The 19673-nt window shown below is 32.6% G+C and carries 15 protein-coding genes; 5 read left to right on the plus strand and 10 right to left on the minus strand.

Going from position 1 to position 19673, the window contains the following annotated elements:
* Positions 1–8: 8 nt before the first annotated feature.
* The 3 genes from AB6T46_RS05300 to AB6T46_RS05310 all read right to left on the minus strand — a co-directional run bounded on the left by AB6T46_RS05300 (position 9) and on the right by AB6T46_RS05310 (position 7173).
* Complete coding sequence (locus AB6T46_RS05300) at positions 9–3071, minus strand: type I restriction endonuclease subunit R (RefSeq protein WP_370931108.1); 3063 nt, start codon at positions 3069–3071, stop codon at positions 9–11.
* A 299-nt stretch (positions 3072–3370) separates the two neighbouring features.
* Complete coding sequence (locus tag AB6T46_RS05305) at positions 3371–4690, minus strand: restriction endonuclease subunit S (protein ID WP_370931109.1); 1320 nt, start codon at positions 4688–4690, stop codon at positions 3371–3373.
* Positions 4690–7173, minus strand: coding sequence for a type I restriction-modification system subunit M (locus AB6T46_RS05310; RefSeq protein WP_370931110.1), 2484 nt, complete (start codon positions 7171–7173; stop codon positions 4690–4692). The genes AB6T46_RS05305 and AB6T46_RS05310 overlap by 1 nt, the downstream gene beginning before the upstream one ends.
* A 282-nt stretch (positions 7174–7455) precedes the next feature.
* On the opposite strand from AB6T46_RS05310, the gene AB6T46_RS05315 reads away from it, so the two are divergent.
* Positions 7456–9747: a TM0106 family RecB-like putative nuclease gene (locus AB6T46_RS05315; protein ID WP_370931111.1), complete on the plus strand. Its 2292-nt coding sequence runs from the start codon at positions 7456–7458 to the stop codon at positions 9745–9747.
* Positions 9704–10795 (plus strand): DEAD/DEAH box helicase, encoded by a 1092-nt coding sequence (locus tag AB6T46_RS05320; RefSeq protein WP_370931112.1) that lies wholly within the window; start codon positions 9704–9706, stop codon positions 10793–10795. Before AB6T46_RS05315 ends, AB6T46_RS05320 begins: the two co-directional genes overlap by 44 nt.
* A 304-nt stretch (positions 10796–11099) precedes the next feature.
* On the opposite strand, the gene AB6T46_RS05325 is transcribed toward AB6T46_RS05320, so the two are convergent.
* Complete coding sequence (locus tag AB6T46_RS05325) at positions 11100–11582, minus strand: DNA polymerase III subunit chi (RefSeq protein WP_370931113.1); 483 nt, start codon at positions 11580–11582, stop codon at positions 11100–11102.
* A gap of 132 nt (positions 11583–11714) precedes the next feature.
* Between AB6T46_RS05325 and AB6T46_RS05330 the strand changes: the two genes are divergently transcribed.
* Genes AB6T46_RS05330 through rsmA form a run of 3 tightly spaced genes read left to right on the plus strand, consistent with a single transcriptional unit; the run spans position 11715 to position 14503 of the window.
* The gene (locus AB6T46_RS05330) at positions 11715–12659 is read left to right on the plus strand and encodes a hypothetical protein (protein WP_370931114.1); all 945 of its coding nucleotides are present in this window, start codon (positions 11715–11717) and stop codon (positions 12657–12659) included.
* Positions 12649–13659, plus strand: a complete 1011-nt coding sequence (pdxA, locus tag AB6T46_RS05335; RefSeq protein WP_370931115.1) for a 4-hydroxythreonine-4-phosphate dehydrogenase PdxA — start codon at positions 12649–12651, stop codon at positions 13657–13659. Before AB6T46_RS05330 ends, pdxA begins: the two co-directional genes overlap by 11 nt.
* 1 nt (position 13660) lies before the next feature.
* The gene (rsmA, locus tag AB6T46_RS05340; RefSeq protein ID WP_370931116.1) at positions 13661–14503 is read left to right on the plus strand and encodes a 16S rRNA (adenine(1518)-N(6)/adenine(1519)-N(6))-dimethyltransferase RsmA; all 843 of its coding nucleotides are present in this window, start codon (positions 13661–13663) and stop codon (positions 14501–14503) included.
* Here the strand turns inward: rsmA and gmk are convergent.
* The 6 genes from gmk to fabD form a co-directional block, all read right to left on the minus strand.
* On the minus strand, positions 14500–15162 hold the full coding sequence (gene gmk / locus AB6T46_RS05345; protein ID WP_370931117.1) for a guanylate kinase: 663 nt from the start codon (positions 15160–15162) through the stop codon (positions 14500–14502). The two genes, rsmA and gmk, sit on opposite strands and share 4 nt — an antisense overlap.
* Before the next feature lies 1 nt (position 15163).
* Complete coding sequence (gene mltG, locus AB6T46_RS05350; RefSeq protein ID WP_370931118.1) at positions 15164–16156, minus strand: endolytic transglycosylase MltG; 993 nt, start codon at positions 16154–16156, stop codon at positions 15164–15166.
* A gap of 16 nt (positions 16157–16172) precedes the next feature.
* Entirely contained in the window at positions 16173–17432 is a 1260-nt protein-coding gene (gene fabF / locus AB6T46_RS05355) for a beta-ketoacyl-ACP synthase II (protein WP_370931119.1), read from the minus strand.
* Positions 17433–17510: 78 nt separating this feature from the next.
* Positions 17511–17744, minus strand: a complete 234-nt coding sequence (locus tag AB6T46_RS05360; RefSeq protein ID WP_370931120.1) for an acyl carrier protein — start codon at positions 17742–17744, stop codon at positions 17511–17513.
* Positions 17745–17973: 229 nt separating this feature from the next.
* Complete coding sequence (gene fabG, locus AB6T46_RS05365) at positions 17974–18708, minus strand: 3-oxoacyl-[acyl-carrier-protein] reductase (RefSeq protein ID WP_370931121.1); 735 nt, start codon at positions 18706–18708, stop codon at positions 17974–17976.
* Positions 18709–18717: 9 nt separating this feature from the next.
* On the minus strand, positions 18718–19659 hold the full coding sequence (gene fabD / locus AB6T46_RS05370; protein ID WP_370931122.1) for an ACP S-malonyltransferase: 942 nt from the start codon (positions 19657–19659) through the stop codon (positions 18718–18720).
* Between the last annotated feature and the right edge of the window lie 14 nt (positions 19660–19673).

Consider the following 19673-nt stretch of genomic DNA (forward strand, 5'->3'; position numbering starts at 1 on the left):
ATTAATAATCATGTTAAATATTCTTGTTGCTTTTTGACTAATTCAAATATATGTTCGACATCATATCCAGCAGTGGTTACAACCTCTGTAATAGCTAATTTTATTTCACGTTCTTTAGCCTTATTTCCTAAGAAGTTATCTTTTTTAGTAGTTCTAACTAAATTATCCACTTTAAGAGCAAGCTGTTCATCTTTTCCTAGATTATCATATAAAGCTCGTTTTGCTGGTGAAGCTAAAGATTTAGGATAAGCGCTATTTGTTTCTGTTCTTACAAGTTTAGCTGCTAGATTTTTAATTTTTTGCATATATTCCTTATATTTTATTGCCTGATCTTTACGTTCTTTAATTAATTCCTCCAATAGTTTAGACATTTCTTCATAATATTTTGGATTAACTTCTGACTCATCAATTATTAATCTTCGCATATTATTTTCAATAGTTTCTGCCGTAAGTTCCTCACTATTACGAATTTTTTTCGGCAAACTTTCAATTGCCCCTTCTCCAAGTTCAACAATAAGATGGATAAGGCTCATATCATTAAAATCTGATATTGTTCTACTTTCATCTGCTTGTATATATGAATTAATCAAATGCAGCATTGCAGGATCATAAAGCTTCATATCAATATAATCACCACTAGCTATTTTTATTTCTTGTAACAGAAGTTCATAATGTTTAACATCATTTTTAATCTCGGCAATTTCTGCTGCTGAATAACCCGCCTGAGGCATTTCATTAGCCAAAGCAGCATAAGCACGAATAAAAGCATTAATTGCCTTGTATAAGGCAAATCTAATTGATTGTTTATCTTCCGTACAAAAATATTTAATATAAGCGGCTGTATCTTTTGGTTCGCTAACATTTTCACAAAGAGCTTTTAATGTTTCACGAGCTTCATCTATCCGTTGTTTTAACGTAGTAAAGCGATCTTTGATTAATCCAGTAACATCCTCTTTATCATAATTATCAAATGCACCACTAGTATAATCTCTAATTGAGCTTTCTAAACAGTTAAACAAATCTCTATAATCAATAATATATCCATATTCTTTACCTTCACCATACAAACGATTTACACGACAAATAGCTTGGAAAAGCGTATGATCTTGCATTTTTTTATCAATATAAAGATAAGTTGCTGATGGCGCATCAAAACCTGTAAGCAGCTTATCAACGACAATCAATAATCGCATCTGACCAGGTTCTTTAATAAATTTTTCCTTTACTTTCTTTTCAAATTCGTCTATACGATTAACCGATTGATCCTCTGGTTGCTCAAAGAAATCAGACAACATTTTTTTATATATATTATATTGGTTAAGTTTATCTGTATAACCTTCTCCGCTATACTCATCTTTAATGCTTTGCAAAGATGGTTTATAAGAGGTTACAATAGCACATTTACCTGCAAGCTCTGTCTTAGCAAAAATCTCATAAAATTTACATGCTTGATATATGCTACCAGCAACTAAAATAGCATTGCCTCGCCCATTAGCAAGCCTGGGTCTCATCTCCATATCAAACAAGATATCAGTTACGATTTTTTCTAATCGTGATTGAGAACTAAGAACCTTTTGCATAGTCCCCCATCTCTTTTTTAATTGCGCTCGCGCGAAGTCAGTAAGACCTGATGTTTTGCCCTTAAACCAAGCATCTATTTTATCAGGAGCAATAACAATCTGGTTAATATCCCTTGCTTCATATAGCAAATCTAACACAACTTTATCTTTAACAGCTTCATCAAATTTATATGTATGAATATAAGGACCAAAGATCTCAATACTAGTTTGTTTATCCTTTTTAAGTATAGGAGTTCCAGTAAAGCCAATGAATAAAGCATGTGGTAAAAGCTTTTTCATAGCAGTATGAAGTTTGCCCGCTTGAGTGCGATGACACTCATCCACAAAGACATAAATATCACCTTTTGCATTAAAGTTTGATCTGCTATATTTCTGAATTTCTGCTACAAATTTATCGACATCTTTATCGGCTAAATCATTATTATCAGAACTACCAAATTTATGAATAAGCGAACATATCAACCATGGCTCGCTAGCATTCAAACTATGTATAAGGTCTTCGCCACTAGTGGTACGATAAATATTCTCATTGACCCCGTGATAAACTTTCTCTATCTGTTCATCTAATTCTCTACGGTCAGTAATGATAAGTACGCGTGCGTTTTTTTTATTTTCACGTATCCATTTAGTTAACCATACCATGGTAAGACTTTTACCAGAGCCTTGTGTATGCCAAATAATACCGCCCTGACGACGATTTATAGAATTTTGTGCTGCTTTAACACCAAAATATTGATTATGACGGCATGTCTTTTTTATGCCTGCATCAAACACAATAAAATCATGGATTAACTCAAGCAAACGCTTTTTGTCACATATAAGTGATAAATGTCTATCCAATTTATAATCACCGATACCACCTTCCTCTTTCCATTCAAGGTAATATTTCTCGCTTATTTCAATTGTTCCATAACGCAAACCACCGGTATCACTGCCTGCCATAAGCAACTGTATAGTAGTGAAAAAATGACGAATACATTCTTTATTTTGATTTAAAATATTCTGTCTAATCCCTTCACTCACACCCTTTGTAGATCGTTTCAGTTCAATAACACAAATAGCAATACCGTTAATATAAAGCACCAAATCTGGACGCTTATCATTATCACCTTTAACAGTTACCTCTTCTGCAATAGCAAAATCATTTTTTTCTGGATTAGCCCAATCAATAAGCCAAACGGTCTCATTTTTCTCCCCAACACCGTCTTTTACTTTGATACCATATCTCAGTAGACTATATACATCTTTATTTGCATCATAAAGACTACGGCCAGAACCTATTGCCGTAGCTTTATCTAACTCACGTAAAGCACGCTCAATTAATTTATCGCTATAATTATTTTTTTGCAAAAAGGATTTTAATAAATTTATCTCTATATTTTTATTATCTTTATCTTTCCAATCACCCAAATATTTATATCCAAGTTGATTTTTGAACAATTCAACTATACGATTTTGCGTAACACGCTCTAGGGCTCCTACTGCACTCATAACTTATTATCCCAATATCTAGTAATTAAATAATTTTATTCGATATAATATTAGCTTTCAAGCTTATGGATAGTTCAACAAACAATAAAGATTTTAAACATAAACTCAAGCAACCAAATTACCAACGAACAGATTTATAATAAAATATCTGACTAATATTTGTAAATAAAGATTAAGATAATTCAACCTATTTTATAAATAATAATTAGTAAATATTTGCAATTAATCCGCTTTTGCTTTGCAAGAAATAAACTAAAAATTATCAGCAGGCACAATAATAAGCCGTTTCAGAACATATCTTATGCTATAGCAGTTTTAATTAAGCGTGTTTTACCAGTTAACAGTTCCTGCATCATACCCATTTTAACAAGACGTACTTTATCGAGACGTTGTTTTAACATATCAATTTCTTTATCCATATCAGAGAGCACCTTAGCAATAGCTTTTTGCTCTTCTGGTTTGGGGAGAGCTAAAATCACAGACGAAAGAAGGCGCCCATTCGTTAAAGCTCTCGTAGTATAAGTACTTTTAGAAACTATCTGTTTTCTTGCTTCATCAGAAGAAAAACAATATTGACAATAATCCTTTTTTATTAACTTGGACTTAGGTCGACTACGCAATACAAAACCACTAAATACAGTCTCATTACAATCCTCCAACATTACAGATGCAATTCCGATCTCCTCAACGGTTTCAGATGTTCTAGTAAAAAAAACATCACCTTTCTTAACTGAAAAATTTTGTTTCTCTTGAAAAGTTACATTAACTTTTCCTTGAATATTATTAAACCGCAAACCTGACAATTTAAAAACATCCATATAATTAACAATAGGCGTTCCGTATCCAAAAAATTCTTTGGCTTTATTTAATCCATTTTTAAAATCAAACAAATCACCCACCAAAACCACCTCCCAATCCTTTGGAATAAGTCCTATATCTGTTTGTTTGTAATTTGATTCATCATCTTGCTGGGCAGCAAAATCAGGGAGGCGTTTTTTTCCTGTCAAGAGCTGCTGCATCATGGCTTTTTTCATATCATGCTTTTTGTTAATCAATTGCTCAAGGCTATCAATCAAGCTATCTACATCAGATAATGCTGCCGCTATCGCTTTTTGCTCTTCTAGTGTAGGTATATCAACCTTAAAACATGCAATATCTTTCTTGGTCAACAACAAAAAAGTTGAACCAATGGAAATTTTTAAAATCTGGTCTTTTAAGGTGAGAAACTTATAATACATAAATTCATTATCTACAGAATGACAAATTAGAGAAGTGATGTTCTGATTCGTCAGAACTTTCCTATTAGCAATTTTAACATCGCCAATAGTAGCAGCACTACATAGTAAAAGACTACCAACTGGCGACAAATTTCCAGCACTTTTAGCAAGTCCTAAAGAAGTAATATTTCTCTCTGTTTTTTCAATATATTTGCCTGAGATACTTGTTATATCTGATGGTGTACAGAAAGGAATATCTCCCTTAAACCAAAAAGCTGGGTTAGCTGTAGATGGTGTTGTACCATTAAAAATATCACATAATGCTGATATTGGTTTTACCTGCCAGTCAGCTGGAATAAGTCCGATATCTGTTTGTTTGTAACCGGCTTTTATTTTTTCCATTACCAACTGAACCCCATCTTTTTCAAATGCTCTTCTACGCGGTCAGAATAATATGAAACTTGTTTGACTAGTTCCGGCATGGGGTGTTCATATCTCTCTTCAAGCTCTTGAACACGATTAGCTAAAACTTGCGTTACACGCTCAACCTCATTAGCAACCACAATATTCATCTGATAAAACCATTTATTAGTTACAACTAAATTTTTAATCTCATCAATATCTAACTTAGCATAATGCAATATAATTTTCTTATCAACTTCTAGTTGTTTTAACTTAATTTCAGCAATTAACTTAGCTTCTTGCTCTAGCAGTTGTTGCAATTGCTTAAGAACTAACATTTCATCGGCAAAATTTTCATCATCTTTAATCTGCTTAATACGATCATTCAGACTTGTTTTAGTTATTTTACCCTTTTCATTTTTAGCATCTTCTAGTAAAGATTCTTCACCGCTATGATCTTCTGTAAGCTTTTCAATTGCTTGTACGATAGACTCACGTTGTACCTCTAAATCATCAAGTAACTTTTTTTCATCTGCGTAATAATATTTCACTATTAAAGCTGGAGGAATAAGATCAACTTTAAATTTTTGCGTATTTTTACCATTACCAATAACAAGATCTGGTATCTCTCTAACTTTCATATCCCTATCTTTTTCATCAATTATCAAACGTATTTGCGCGGCATCTTTCCAACCTTCTGCAGATATTTTATACAAATCATCTTGCATAACCTCAGACCAATAATCCATCAAATTCTGGTATATATCATATTTATCAATCAATGGAACATTTGAGAATCTAGCAAGTAAATCTTCTGATATTTCTTTTATCACATCTTTAGGCTTACATCCTTGCTCAAGTGCTTTAAGATAAGGCTCATATTTACTTTGCCATTCTCTTAATGTGACTTGAGCTTTTTTAGCATATTCCTGATATTCTACAGAATCTAGAATTGCTGTTTTAACCTGATCACTTGCTACACGCGCGGTTAAATAATCTGGGCTACCATTTTGCTTAAAAAGCACTTCCCTTGTAGCAGTGAATACATCCCAATAACATTGCAGTTCGTCAATATCCCTTTTAGGAATACCTCCTTTTAAATGAGCTATTAAATCATGAATATCTGCTTTATCGGCACTATAAATATAACGCGGTAGATTCAAGTTATAATCATTTTTAGGGTCAGCTATTTCAGAAACAGGAACTAAACGAGAGAATCCTTCAATCTCGAGATTTTTATTAAAAACATCAACGATTTTGTGAATATCTTGTTCACGTAGACGGTTCTTATTACCATCTTTAATAAAACCCTTACTAGCATCAATCATAAAAATACCCTTGCGGGATTCAGCATGTTCCTTATCAAGCACAATAATACAGGCTGATATACCAGTACCATAAAATAAATTATCAGGTAAACCAATCACACCTTTAATATAACCGCGTTTAATTATTTCTTTACGGATAATGCCCTCAGAATTTCCACGAAACAAAACACCATGCGGAAGAATAACCGCACCTTTACCAGTTGTTTTCAACGAACGCAAAATATGCAATAAAAAAGCATAGTCACCATTCTTAGCAGGCGGAACACCATACTCAAAGCGATTGAATGAATCAGAAATAGTGTTTTTCTTCTCATCTTTAGCGAAACCATTTTGCCAAGATTTTGTTGAAAAGGGTGGATTAGCAACGATAAAGTCAAATGTTTTAAGCTCAGATTCAGATTTTGCAAATGCAGGAGCAGAAAGTGTGCTACTACCACCTGCTGCTATTTCAGCAGTTGCATTATTGTGTAAAATCATATTCATTCTTGCTAAAGCAGTAGTAGAAACATCCTTTTCTTGTCCGTAAATAGATATACCGTTGGGCGCTTCAGCTGCAACTTTTAATAGCAAAGAACCAGAACCGCAAGTAGGATCATATACCGTCTGATCTTGACGCGTATTTTTATTAATACCAATAATCTTTGCCATAATACGCGACACTTCAGAAGGAGTATAAAATTGACCTTTACTCTTTCCGCTTTCTGTAGCGAAGTGACGCATCAAATATTCATAGGCATCACCGAGTAGATCATCCCCTTCCGCGCAATTACTACTAAAATCTAAATCATTAAAAATAGCTATCAGCTTAGATAGCCGGTCTTGCATTTCCTTGCCTTTACCAAGCTTATCTTCATCATTAAAATCAGCTACATCTATCACGCCTTTAAGATCATTAGCTTCAGCAAGGTTACTAATAGCTTTATTAATTTGTTCCCCTATATCTTTATTACCCTTTAATGCAACTAAATCAGCAAAACTACCGCCTGGAGGAATCTCAATCAATGAAGTCGCTTTACCAGCATATTTATCTGAAACATATTTCACAAAAAGCAATATCAGTATATAGTCCTTATACTGCGAAGCATCCATACCACCACGCAATTCGTCACAACTTTTCCAAAGTGAACTATATAATGCTGATTTTTTAATTGCCATTGTTTTATCCTTGTCTTTGTTCTTATTAATTAATTCAAAAATCTAATTTGCTCTTCTGAAAAACCAACCGTCACCCACATTAAAAGTACGTAATCTTTCTTAAGATACAAGTAAATGAACCATTTATTAACAATTTTGAAATAATTTGCGAGTTTTTCATACTATAATATATAATTATTTAACACAGCTTAAAATACTCCTCGGAATATGCAAATTGAAAATAATGGAAATTAAGTTAATAATCAAGTAACTTGTTATGAATTAAGTTTATAGAATAAAGCCATGCAAAAATACGATAAAGATCAGATTATATATTCACCATCAGATTTGGTCACCTTTTTAGGGTGTCGCCACGCAATCTTCCTTGATTTAAAGACACTCAACAAAGATATAGATAAAAACAAAATCAGTTCCACCAATCAATTACTGCAGAAAAAAGGCTTAAAGCATGAGATAGCTTATCTGCAACAACTCAAAGATGAAGGTAAATCAGTTGTTGAAATCCCCAAAGATCATAATCTACAAAATAGCATCAAACTAACACTTGAAGCTATACGTTCCGGTGTAGATGTTATTTATCAAGCAGTACTCTTTACTAAACCTTGGCAAGGTAATGCGGATTTTTTAATCAAATGTAATACACCATCAGATTTAGGAACTTTTAGTTATGAAGTACTAGATACTAAATTAAAAAAAACAGCTGAACCAAAACACATTATACAACTCTGTGTTTATTCAGAACTGTTAACTAATCTGCAAGGAATACGACCAACTAATATGCACCTATTTCTAGACGATGACGAAAAGCACAGCTTCCGAATAGATGACTTTTTCTATTACTACACTCGCACTAAAACACGCTTTGAAAGATATTTGCAAAATCCACCTACAGAGTCATATCCAGAACCATGCAGCCACTGCAATTCCTGCAATTGGCGTGAAAACTGCGAAAAACAGTGGAAACAAGATGACCATTTAAGTCTTGTCGCCAACATACAGAAATCACAGATAGACAAGTTACGTAAGTCAGGTATAAATACTGTTGCAGAGCTAGCGACTACGGTACAGAACACCAAAATAGCTGATCTTAGCCAAGACGTATTTAAGCGCCTGCGCTCACAAGCTATCTTACAACATCACAAAAATACCACTGGAGAGAATAAATACGAACTTCTGCCGTTTCAACCTGGTAAAGGCTTTACCCGTATACCTGAGCCAAATGATGGTGATTTGTTCTTTGATATGGAAGGTGATCCATTACACCCGAAAGGATTAGAATATTTATTTGGGGTGTATTATTTAAAAGATAATCAAGAATTATTTAAGCCATTCTGGGCGCATAACCATAAAGAAGAAAAAGAAACATTTAAGCACTTTATGGATTTTCTTACTAACCATCTAGATAAACATCCGCATGCTTATATCTATCATTACAACCATTATGAAACCACAGCTTTAAAACGCCTAGCTTGCCGTTATGCTGTATGTGAAGAGCAGCTTGATAATCTTCTACGCAATAAAAAATTTGTCGATCTATATTTGGTAGTACGTGAGAGCATCCGCACCTCTGAACCAGGCTATTCCATTAAAAATATGGAAACTTTCTATATGAACAAGCGAACCAACACAGTAACAACCGCCGCTGATAGCATAATAGTTTACCACGAATGGCTAGAAACCCAAGATGCTAAATTACTACAAAATATTGCTGATTATAATAAAATAGATTGTGTTTCTACCTATTCACTGCGTAATTGGCTACTCACCATCAAACCAAAAAATACTCCCTGGTTTAAGCATATGTCTGAAGATATGAAAGAAGAAAAACCGCAACGCAAAGACTGGGAAATTGAATATGAGGATTACAAGTCTCGACTAGGCAGAACCAAAGATAACCAATTATTACCTATTAACGAACGGTTATCTCATTTACTAGAGTTTCATAACAGAGAAACCAAGTCGCAATGGTGGAACACTTTTGAACGACAAAATAAAACTGAAGATGAACTGATTAATGATCCTGAATGTTTAGGAGGCTTACAACTAGTAGATGACCCAAAAGAAGAAGAAAAATCCTTTATTTATTGCTATCGCTTTTCAGAACAAGAATATAAACTAAAGGTTGGTGATAAACCAGTTATAATTACTCTTATGAAGGAGGCTGGTACTATCGTTGAAATAGACGATAATAATAGACTTATCAAAATTAAGCGCAGAAAAAATCAAAAGTCACTACCGCAAAGCCTATCCCTAGGACCGCCACATCCAATTAACTCCGCAGGACTCCGTTCTGCTATCTATCGCTATGCTGACCATATCTTAAAGGAACCAAACACCCCGCATCCAGCTACAGAGTTGCTAAATCAGAATGTACCACGCATTAAGGGCAAACAAGAAAATGAAAAGATAATTACCTCTGATGATTTGCAAACTGATACGCTAAATGCTATCACAAAACTTGACAATAGCTATCTCTTTATCCAAGGCCCTCCAGGAGCAGGTAAAACATATACCATAAGCCACATAATTATTGAACTTATCAAACAAAGAAAAAAAAATTGGGGTTACTTCTAACTCACACAAAGCTATTCATAACCTCTTACAAAAGGTAGAAGAGGTTGCCGTTGAAAAAGACGTGAAATTCCGCGGCATTAAAAAAGCTAACAAAGAAAATAAAGACACATTCTTTGACACACAATTCATCTCTTCTAAAACTACAACCAAAAATATGGATCTTAACGCAGATTTATTTGCTGGTACCGCTTGGACCTTTGCTAACCCCCATTTCGCTGGCAAACTTGATTATTTGTTCATTGATGAAGCTGGGCAGGTCTCAATTGCTAATGTAATCGCTATGTCTATAGCAACCAAGAACATCATTCTAGTAGGCGACCAAATGCAGTTAAGTCAACCTATACAAGGCATCCATCCAGACACAGCTGGATTATCAGTGCTAGAATTTTTATTAGAAGATAACTCGACTGTTCCAGCTAACCGCGGTATTTTCCTTAAGCAGACCTACCGTATGCACCCAAGCATTTGCCAGTTTATTTCTAATGCCTTCTACGATGGTCGCCTAACAGCACACGAAATTACGACTAAAAGAAGCCTTAACCTACAAAATATCTATCTACCTAATGAAGGGATTGTTATGATTCCAATAGAACATAAAAACTGTTCACAAAAAAGCGTAGAAGAAGGCGAGATTATCAAAAAGAAATACCTATCTTTACTTGGTCAGGAATTCACCAACAACGATAACAGCACACGTAAGATCACCATAGATGATATTCTGGTGCTCTCGCCATACAATATACAAGTCAATTATCTACGCTCTATCCTACCAGATAATGCAAAGGTTGGTACTGTTGATAAGTTTCAAGGGCAAGAAGCACCTATTGTACTAATTTCTATGGTAACCTCAAGTGTGGAAGATCTTCCACACAACATACAATTTTTATACAGCAAGAACCGTCTCAATGTTGCAATTTCTCGAGCACAATGTCTTGCTGTTGTGGTCGCTAATCCTAGGCTGCTAGAAATTCCATGTAACACTGTGGCACAGATGAAACTAGTAAATACATTCTGCTGGCTAAATGAATATGCAAAAGATACAAGATAATAAAAACTAACCCACGACATCCTCATAAATTTACTATTCCACTGCATCTCTTTAACTATTCAACGAAATCAATAAAAGATAATTAAAAAGACAATATCCTAACCAATATAATCAAAATCTCTAACACTATGGCAATAACTTTTAAAAGGCATGGACGAATTTTATTTGAATTACAAATATTTCTTTAAAGTTAACTGAAAAAAGATAATAGACCTAAAGAATTCAAAACCATTAATAGGTTAACAACTAAACTATAAATTAACTAATTAAAAATCAGTCAGCTGATGGTTTATAATTGCTAATTCTATAAATTTTTTTCTATCCATTTTCTATTCTCATTTTGCACATAACATTTTATAGGTATATTATTATCTTTATAACTATACCATTGCTTTTTTATTCTGTCATATTCCTCTCCACCATCATTATAAAAAATTATAATAATTTTTTCATAATCTGGTTTAAGAGGAGGTGTTGAACCACCTATACAAAAAAATACCTTAGCTGAATTACGATTTAAAATTTTATCATCGAGGACCAAATCTGATTTATTATTATCTAATGATAATAATATCTTTTGTTGCTCTAAAAAATTATCTTCCTCAGTAGCATGCACTAAAAAAGAATCTTTTTCAAACGTCCATAGATAATCATTAAAATTATTTAACTTTATAATTGAATGAAAGCGTATTTCTATATTCCAGTTATTTGTCAAAGATTTTTGAATCAAATTTAAAAGTATTTTTTCAAAATTAGCATCTGACAATTGGTAAAAAATAACTTCCATTTACTACCTTCAATTACAAAAACATCATTATATAATATAAGATATTTTATGTAAAATAATAAATAGTTCACTTGAAAAATAATAATAATTACTGTAGTTATATAGAATAGATTTTATAACTTTGGATAAATCATGTATATAACTTGCAAATATATTATTTCCTTACTAGCTATCTTATTGTCATTAACAAATGTTTTTATAACACCAATTGCTAAGGAAAAAAATCAAGTTAAAATAATAGTTAATGGCATGCCAGTAACTTCTTATGATATAAAAAATCGTATGTCTCTAATAAAATTACAAGGATACCAAGGTCCAGACTTAGAAGCTACTGCTAAGCGCTCATTAATTGATCAAATTATTAAACAAACAGAAACGCTAAAAGCTAACATAGAAACTCCTAACGAATTATTAAGTGAAGCAGTTACTAATCTAGCTAAACAAAATAATATGACAATAGGACAATTTAAACAATTAATAGAAACTAATAATGTTTCCTTTCAACATTTTATCGATTCAATTTCTGTACAAATAGCCTGGGAACGTTTTATAGGAAATAAATTAAGAGAAAAAGTTTTTTTAGAATCTGAAAAATCAGCAAAAAACTTAAAAAAAGACATTAAAGATATACCAAGCGTAAAAGCTTATGTATTAAAATCGGTAACGTTCTTTGTTCCTCAAGACAGCAGCGATGAATTTATTAATAAACGTTATAAAGAAATAAAAAAATTACAAACAGAAGTTAAACATTGCAATCAACTAAAAGAAAAATCATCGAAATATAATAATGTAATTTATAATCATCTAGGATTAAAATCACTTGACGAATTTCCAGAACCTTATCAAAAACTAATTTTAGATACTAAAATATCAACATTAAGCGAACCTATCAGAACCAACGAAGGATTATCCTCCATAATGGTTTGCTCAATAGAAAATATAAAAAATGATGCTGTAGTTAGACACGTAATATCTAATAAAAAATTCCAATCTTTAACGCAACAAGAATTTATGGAAGAAGAAAAAAAATTGTTTAACGAATTAAAATCAAAGGCAATAATAATTAATGCAACCTAATCTTCCTATAATTATTAGTTGTGGAGATCCAGCAGGTATAGGACTAGAACTAATTTTTAAAGCTTGGTTACAGCGCACTGAGAAAAAATTACCGCCTTTTATTTGTCTAGCAGATCCTGAATATACTAACAAACAGAAAAAAATCTTAAATTTTAATATTCCAGTCGCCTCAATAAATACCCCTTTAGAATTTAAAATTTTTGACAACTATTTACCTATAATACCTTTAAAGAATAAAATTACTGGTGAATTAGCAAAGCCTAACACAGAAAATGCTTCTGCAATAATTGAATCAATTAGTAGATCTGTAGAATATATTGCAAAAAACCAAGCTAGAGCTCTAGTAACTTGCCCTATATCAAAAAATAACTTATATCAATCCGGTTTTACCTTCCCCGGTCATACAGAGTTTTTAGCGGCATTAGCAAAAAAATTTTTCAATCAAGACGCTACACCCGTGATGATGTTGGCTGGTGAAACTTTGAAAACTGTTCCTATAACTATCCATATACCTTTATCAGAAGTGGCTGAACGATTATCTAAAGAAGTTATAATAGATACTGCAACTATAGTACATAATGAGTTGGTTAATAAATTCAAAATTACTTCTCCTCGAATTGTTATCACCGGTATTAATCCTCATGCCGGAGAAGCAGGAACTATAGGTAGCGAAGAAGAAACTATAATTATACCAGCTATAAATTACTTAAAGCAAAATAAGAATATCAATATATTAGGACCTTTTCCGGCTGATACTTTATTTCATTCAGAAGCACGACAAAAATATGATGTAGCTTTATGTATCTATCACGATCAAGCTCTTATACCAATAAAAACATTACATTTTCATGATGCTGTTAATATTACTCTAGGATTACCATTCGTTCGCACTTCTCCTGATCATGGTACAGCTTTTGACATTGCTACTAAAAATATAGCTAATGCTGATAGTTTAATAGAAGCAATTAAAACTGCTGATAAATTAACAAAGGCCTTTTAATATGTCTAAGGACCTCCTTCCTTTATTACCTCTGCAACAGATAATTAAAAAATATAATTTAATTGCTGAAAAGTCTCTCGGGCAGAATTTTCTATTAGATACGAATTTAATTAATAAAATTACCAGTCAAGCAGGCAATATAGAAGGAGAAACAATCATTGAAATAGGACCAGGGCCAGGAGGTCTAACTAGATCAATATTACAAAAAAATCCTCAACATCTCATTGTAATTGAACGAGATAAAAGATGTATTCCAATATTAGAGGAAATCTCTGCAGCATATCCTAATAAATTAACTATAATTAGTGCAGATGCTCTAACGGTTAATTTCGAACAACTAGCACAAAATTGCGCTAACAAACCTAAAATAATCGCCAATTTACCTTACAATATAGGAACACAACTATTAGTTAATTGGTTACTAACTAGTGACTGTCATGCCTTTTATAAAGATATGACTTTAATGTTCCAAAAAGAAGTGGCTGAAAGAATAACAGCTAAAGTAAATACTGAAAAATATGGTAGGTTATCTTTGTTAGCTAACTGGAAAACTATAAATAAAATTTGCTTAACTCTTCCCCCTTCAGCTTTTACCCCTCCTCCAAAAGTTAATTCCGCTGTAGTATTTTTAAAACCAAAAGAAAATCCTATCGCTGTAGACGCAAAAATTTTTGATAAAATTGTTAAAATGGCTTTTGGGCAAAAAAGGAAAATGCTTCGACAAAGCTTAAAATCCATAAATGCTAACGATATTTTACCGAAACTTAATATTGATCCACAAAGACGAGCAGAAACATTAACTTTAGAAGAATTTATTGCTATAATTAAAGCAGTATCAGATTAAAGATCGTTACTAAAATTATATATAAAATTAGACAAATTTTGTTTACGCTTAATTTTTTGCTGTTCAGCTATAATTATAGATATTAATTGTTGCGTAGTTTGTTCGATATCATCATTAATCAATAGATAATCAAATAACTGATATTGTTCTATTTCAATTTTAGCTGTTTCTATCCTCTTTTTTATTAATGATAAATTATCTTCTCCTCTTTTATGTAACCGCTGTTTTAATTGGCTAGCTGAAGGTGGTAAAATAAAAACTGAAACAATATCTTCTGGGCAAATAGTCTTAATTTGTTTAACTCCCTCCCAATTAATATCAAATAATATATTGTTACCTTTTACTAAATTTTTTTCAACTTCTAAGTAAGGAGTACCATAATAATGTCCATGTATTTCTGCCCATTCTAATAAACTATTATTCTTGACTAATTGTAAAAATTCTTCTTTTGAAACAAAATAATAATCTATAGCATTTTTTTCATTCCCCCTAGGCAAACGGGTTGTAATGCTTATGGAAGAATTAAAATTCAAAGATTTATCATCCATTAAACGGCTAGCTAGAGTAGATTTACCACCTCCTGACGGAGCCGATAAAGAAAGAATAAAACCACGAGTAAATATTGGTAAGTTTTTTAAATTATTAAAATTTATGTCCATTCTATTTACCATTATTTCCTTTACTATATTCTCTCCATTGTTGTACATTTTGATTATGTTCAACTAAAGTCTCTGAAAAATTATGTTTTCCCATACCATTACTTACAAAATATAAAGCTTTTGTTTTTGCAGGATGTGCTACAGCCTGTAAAGCAGTAGTACTAGGATTAGCTATAGCCCCAATAGGTAACCCTAAAATTTTATAAGTATTATATTCATTTTTATTATTAAGATCTTTATTATATAGCTTAAAACCTTCAGGAGGCTTTGCACCACGCCATATTCCATATACTACCGTAACATCCGATTGTAACCGCATAGATTTTTTTAATCTATTTATAAACACCCCTGCAACCATTGGCTGCTCTTCTGGTAAAGAACTTTCTTTTTCTACTATAGAGGCCAAAATAACAAATTCCTCAATAGTTTTAATTGGTAAATCCTTATCTCTTTTCTGCCAGATAGAATTTACTCTTTGTTGTTGTTTAAGTGCTAATTCTTTAATTATCGATTCTCTTGAAGCACCTCTAAAATAATATATTGTATCCGCTAATAACCAACCTTCTGGTGGCATCTCTTTAGGTATATCTCCGGTTAAATAAGGATTATTTTTCAGATTTTCTATAATAGCAACATGTGTCTGACCTTCAACGACCGTAAAACTCCGTCGCAATGACTTACCTTGCTTTAAAAGTCTAACTAAGTCTATTAAAGATGCATGTTCATTTATTTGATATTCTCCAGCTTTTAAAGAATTACCCATCAATGGAGATTGCAATAGTAATTTAAAAATATGTGGTGATTCAATAACATTATTATCTACCAGCTCATTTACTATAGTTTGAACATTGCTATTAGGTTGTACATATATGATGTAGCTCTCTTTTAAAGGTCCAGATTTAAACATCTGATACAATAAAGCACCACCTGCTAAAATAAACACCACTAATATATAAGATATAATGAATGATTTACTTAGCAGTTGTTTTGACATCACTATATCCTTATATCTACTCTTTAAAACGTCGCATTACGATAGAAGCATTAGTGCCTCCAAAACCAAAGGAGTTGGATATAACTACATTAATTTCTTTCTGTTTAGCTTTATGTGGTACTAAATCAATTTTAGTATCAGTATCAGGATTATCTAGATTCAATGTAGCTGGCGCTATATTGTCCCTGATTGCTAACAGAGAAAAAATCGCTTCTAATGCTCCGGCTGCACCTAAAGCATGCCCTATTGAAGATTTAGTCGAAGACATCGTTAAATTTTCAGCGTGTTTACCAAACAATTGCTCTACAGCAGATAATTCTATTATATCAGCCATAGTTGAAGTACCATGCGCATTAATATAATCAACCTGATTAGGCTCTATTTTTGCTCTATTTAATGCTGCTTCCATACATCTTTTTGCTCCATCTCCGGTTGGACTAGGTGCAGTTATATGATATGCATCGCCTGAAAGACCATATCCGATAATTTCTCCATATATTTTTGCCCCTCTTTTTCTAGCATGTTCTAATTCTTCTAAAATTAGGATACCAGCTCCCTCTCCTATTACAAAACCATCTCTATCTTTATCAAATGGACGTGATGCACGTTGTGGATCATCATTATATTTTGTTGATAATGCTCTACAAGCGCCAAATCCTGCTAAAGCAATACGACTGATTACCGCTTCTGTTCCACCAGCTACCATAACATCAGCATCTCCATATGCAATTAATCGCATAGCATCCCCAATGGCATGTGTACCAGATGCACAGGCAGTAACTACAGAATGGTTAGGGCCTTTAAGTCCATATTTAATAGATACATAACCAGAAGCAAGATTGATTAAACAACCAGGAATAAAGAATGGAGATATTTTACGAGCGCCTTTATCTTTTAAAATATAGCCATTTTCAACTATACCCTCCAAGCCACCTATACCGGCTCCTATTAACACACCAGTTTTTACTTGTTCTTCATAAGAAGTAGGATGCCAATTTGCATCTTCTAGAGCTTCTTTTGCAGCTGCCATAGCATAGATAATATATGGATCCACTCTTTTTTGCTCACGTGGTTCCATAATTAAGTCTGGATTAAATGCGTATTTTTGCTCACCTTTAGGTACCATACAGGCTATTTTTGAAGATAAATCATCTACTTCAAAAGCGGTTACTTTTTTAGCAGCATTTACCCCTGCTAACAGTTGTTTCCAACTATTTTCCACCCCATCAGCTAGAGGTGATATCATACCTAAACCTGTTATAACAACACGTCTCATAAAATATATCCTATAATATTTTCATATCCTACAAATAGTTAATATTTAACAGATTATACAATCTGTTAAATATTACAATTATTTTACAGAATCAATATAATCTGCAGCATCTTTAATTGTACGAATATTTTGCGCTGCATCGTCATTAATTTCTATACCAAATTCTTCTTCAAAAGCCATAACAAGCTCTACTGTATCTAAGCTATCAGCACCTAAGTCTTCAATAAAACTTGCATTATCAGTTGCTTTTTCAGGTGTTACACTCAATTGTTCACAAACAACTTTTTTTACACGTTCAATAGTATCACTCATATTTTTAACCTTTTGTTATAGTTATTACCTTATCTGTAAGGACAGATTGTTATTAGAATATTAACTGTATTAATATTCTATTATTTTAACTTTTAAGTTATATCATTTTAAAAGTTAAAATAAATTCTATTTTTAGCCCTTTAACACGCCTTTTAAAAAACCTAAAGTATTTTTTAATTTTATTTACTTAATTATTGTTAATAAATCTAATTAATCAATGGTTTTACCTTTAAACCATATACATACCACCGTTAACATGTAAAGTTTGCCCCGTTATATAAGAACTAGCATCACTAGCTAAATAAGCAACCGCATTAGCTATATCAGCTCCCTTACCCATACGTTTTTGTGGTATACGTGCTAAAATTAATTCTCTCTGTTTTTCATTTAATTCCTGCGTCATTGCTGTCTCGATAAAACCAGGAGCAATAGCATTCACTGTTATATTACGACTTGCTACTTCTTGCGCGAGAGCTTTACTAAAGCCGATAATTCCAGCTTTTGTAGTACAATAATTAACTTGCCCTGGATTGCCACTTACACCAACAACTGAAGAAATATTTATTATTCTACCATAACGACGTTTCATCATGGATTGAACTATATCTTTTGTTAAATTAAAAACGGCTGTTAGATTAACTGCTAATACCTGATCCCAGTCTTCATCTTTCATTCTTATAAATAAACCATCTTTAGTAATACCAGCATTATTAACTAGGATATCCACTCCGCCCTTTTCTTCAACTTTTTTTGCTAATTCTTTTACTTGAGACCTATCTGCTAAATTAGCTGTAATCACATGACAATTGGATCCTAATTCGCTAACCAACTCATTAAGTTTTTCCTCTCTTGTACCATGTAAAAATATTTCTGCGCCCAAACTATGTAATTGTCTTACTATGGATTCACCTATTCCACCACTAGCCCCGGTGATTAATGCTTTACGACCTGATAAATCAAACATTTTTATTCCTTAATTTAATTTGTTTAGAAAATCTTTTATTTCTTCTATTGTACCAATATTTATTAAATTAACATCGCTAGATATACGTTTGGCTAGACCTGTTAATATTTTTCCTGCTCCAACTTCAGCTATCTGAGTAACATTATTTTTTTCAAACCATTCGATGGTTTCTCTCCATCTTACTTGTCCGGTAACCTGTTTTACTAATAACTGAATAATTTCTTCTGCATTTGTTACTGGTTCTACTAGTACGTTAGATATTACCGGTATTGAAGCATTATTCTTTTTAACCTTGCTTAACTCTTCTTGCATTTTTTCAGCCGCTGGTTGCATTAGCTCTGAATGAAAAGGAGCCGATACAGGTAATGCTATTGCTCTTTTTGCTCCCTTTTCTTTACTTAGGATCATAAGTTGCTCAACGGCTAGTTTTTCTCCTGAAACTACTAATTGTCCTCCACCATTATCATTTGCTATTTGACATTTTCCAATATTTTTTACTTGAAAACAAAGATCTTCAACCACTTCAGCAGATAATCCAATAATAGCGGCCATAGCTCCAACACCTACAGCTACTGCTTCCTGCATAAATTTACCTCTATTTTTTAACAATTGTGCAGTATCATGTAAAGAAAAAACTCCTGCTGCGCATAAAGCACTATATTCACCAAGAGAGTGACCCGCTAACCATTTAACATTATCTTTTAAAATAAAACCTTCAGTTTCTAAAATACGTACCACAGCTATAGAAACAGCCATTAATGCTGGTTGAGTATTTACGGTTAATTTTAGCTGCTCTTCTGGACCATTAAAAATAATATCAGACAAAGAAAAATCTAAAGCATTATCCACTTCTTGAAATACTTCTTTAGCAACGGTAAAATTCTCATATAAATCCTTACCCATGGTGACAAACTGACTACCTTGTCCTGGAAAAGTAAAAGCTTTCAACATTTTTATTCCCTAGC

This window comes from Bartonella sp. DGB1 (assembly GCF_041345015.1).
Taxonomy (GTDB): domain Bacteria; phylum Pseudomonadota; class Alphaproteobacteria; order Rhizobiales; family Rhizobiaceae; genus DGB1.

Excerpts from the sequence above, each read along its gene's own strand:
- fabF (WP_370931119.1), bottom strand. The coding sequence starts at position 17,432 with ATGAGACGTGTTGTTATAACAGGTTTAGGTATGATATCACCTCTAGCT.
- AB6T46_RS05300 (WP_370931108.1), bottom strand. The coding sequence starts at position 3,071 with ATGAGTGCAGTAGGAGCCCTAGAGCGTGTTACGCAAAATCGTATAGTT.
- AB6T46_RS05330 (WP_370931114.1), top strand. The coding sequence starts at position 11,715 with ATGTATATAACTTGCAAATATATTATTTCCTTACTAGCTATCTTATTG.
- pdxA (WP_370931115.1), top strand. The coding sequence starts at position 12,649 with ATGCAACCTAATCTTCCTATAATTATTAGTTGTGGAGATCCAGCAGGT.
- AB6T46_RS05310 (WP_370931110.1), bottom strand. The coding sequence starts at position 7,173 with ATGGCAATTAAAAAATCAGCATTATATAGTTCACTTTGGAAAAGTTGT.
- AB6T46_RS05305 (WP_370931109.1), bottom strand. The coding sequence starts at position 4,690 with ATGGAAAAAATAAAAGCCGGTTACAAACAAACAGATATCGGACTTATT.
- fabG (WP_370931121.1), bottom strand. The coding sequence starts at position 18,708 with ATGTTTGATTTATCAGGTCGTAAAGCATTAATCACCGGGGCTAGTGGT.
- rsmA (WP_370931116.1), top strand. The coding sequence starts at position 13,661 with ATGTCTAAGGACCTCCTTCCTTTATTACCTCTGCAACAGATAATTAAA.
- AB6T46_RS05360 (WP_370931120.1), bottom strand. The coding sequence starts at position 17,744 with ATGAGTGATACTATTGAACGTGTAAAAAAAGTTGTTTGTGAACAATTG.
- gmk (WP_370931117.1), bottom strand. The coding sequence starts at position 15,162 with ATGGACATAAATTTTAATAATTTAAAAAACTTACCAATATTTACTCGT.
- AB6T46_RS05315 (WP_370931111.1), top strand. The coding sequence starts at position 7,456 with ATGCAAAAATACGATAAAGATCAGATTATATATTCACCATCAGATTTG.
- fabD (WP_370931122.1), bottom strand. The coding sequence starts at position 19,659 with ATGTTGAAAGCTTTTACTTTTCCAGGACAAGGTAGTCAGTTTGTCACC.
- AB6T46_RS05325 (WP_370931113.1), bottom strand. The coding sequence starts at position 11,582 with ATGGAAGTTATTTTTTACCAATTGTCAGATGCTAATTTTGAAAAAATA.
- mltG (WP_370931118.1), bottom strand. The coding sequence starts at position 16,156 with ATGTCAAAACAACTGCTAAGTAAATCATTCATTATATCTTATATATTA.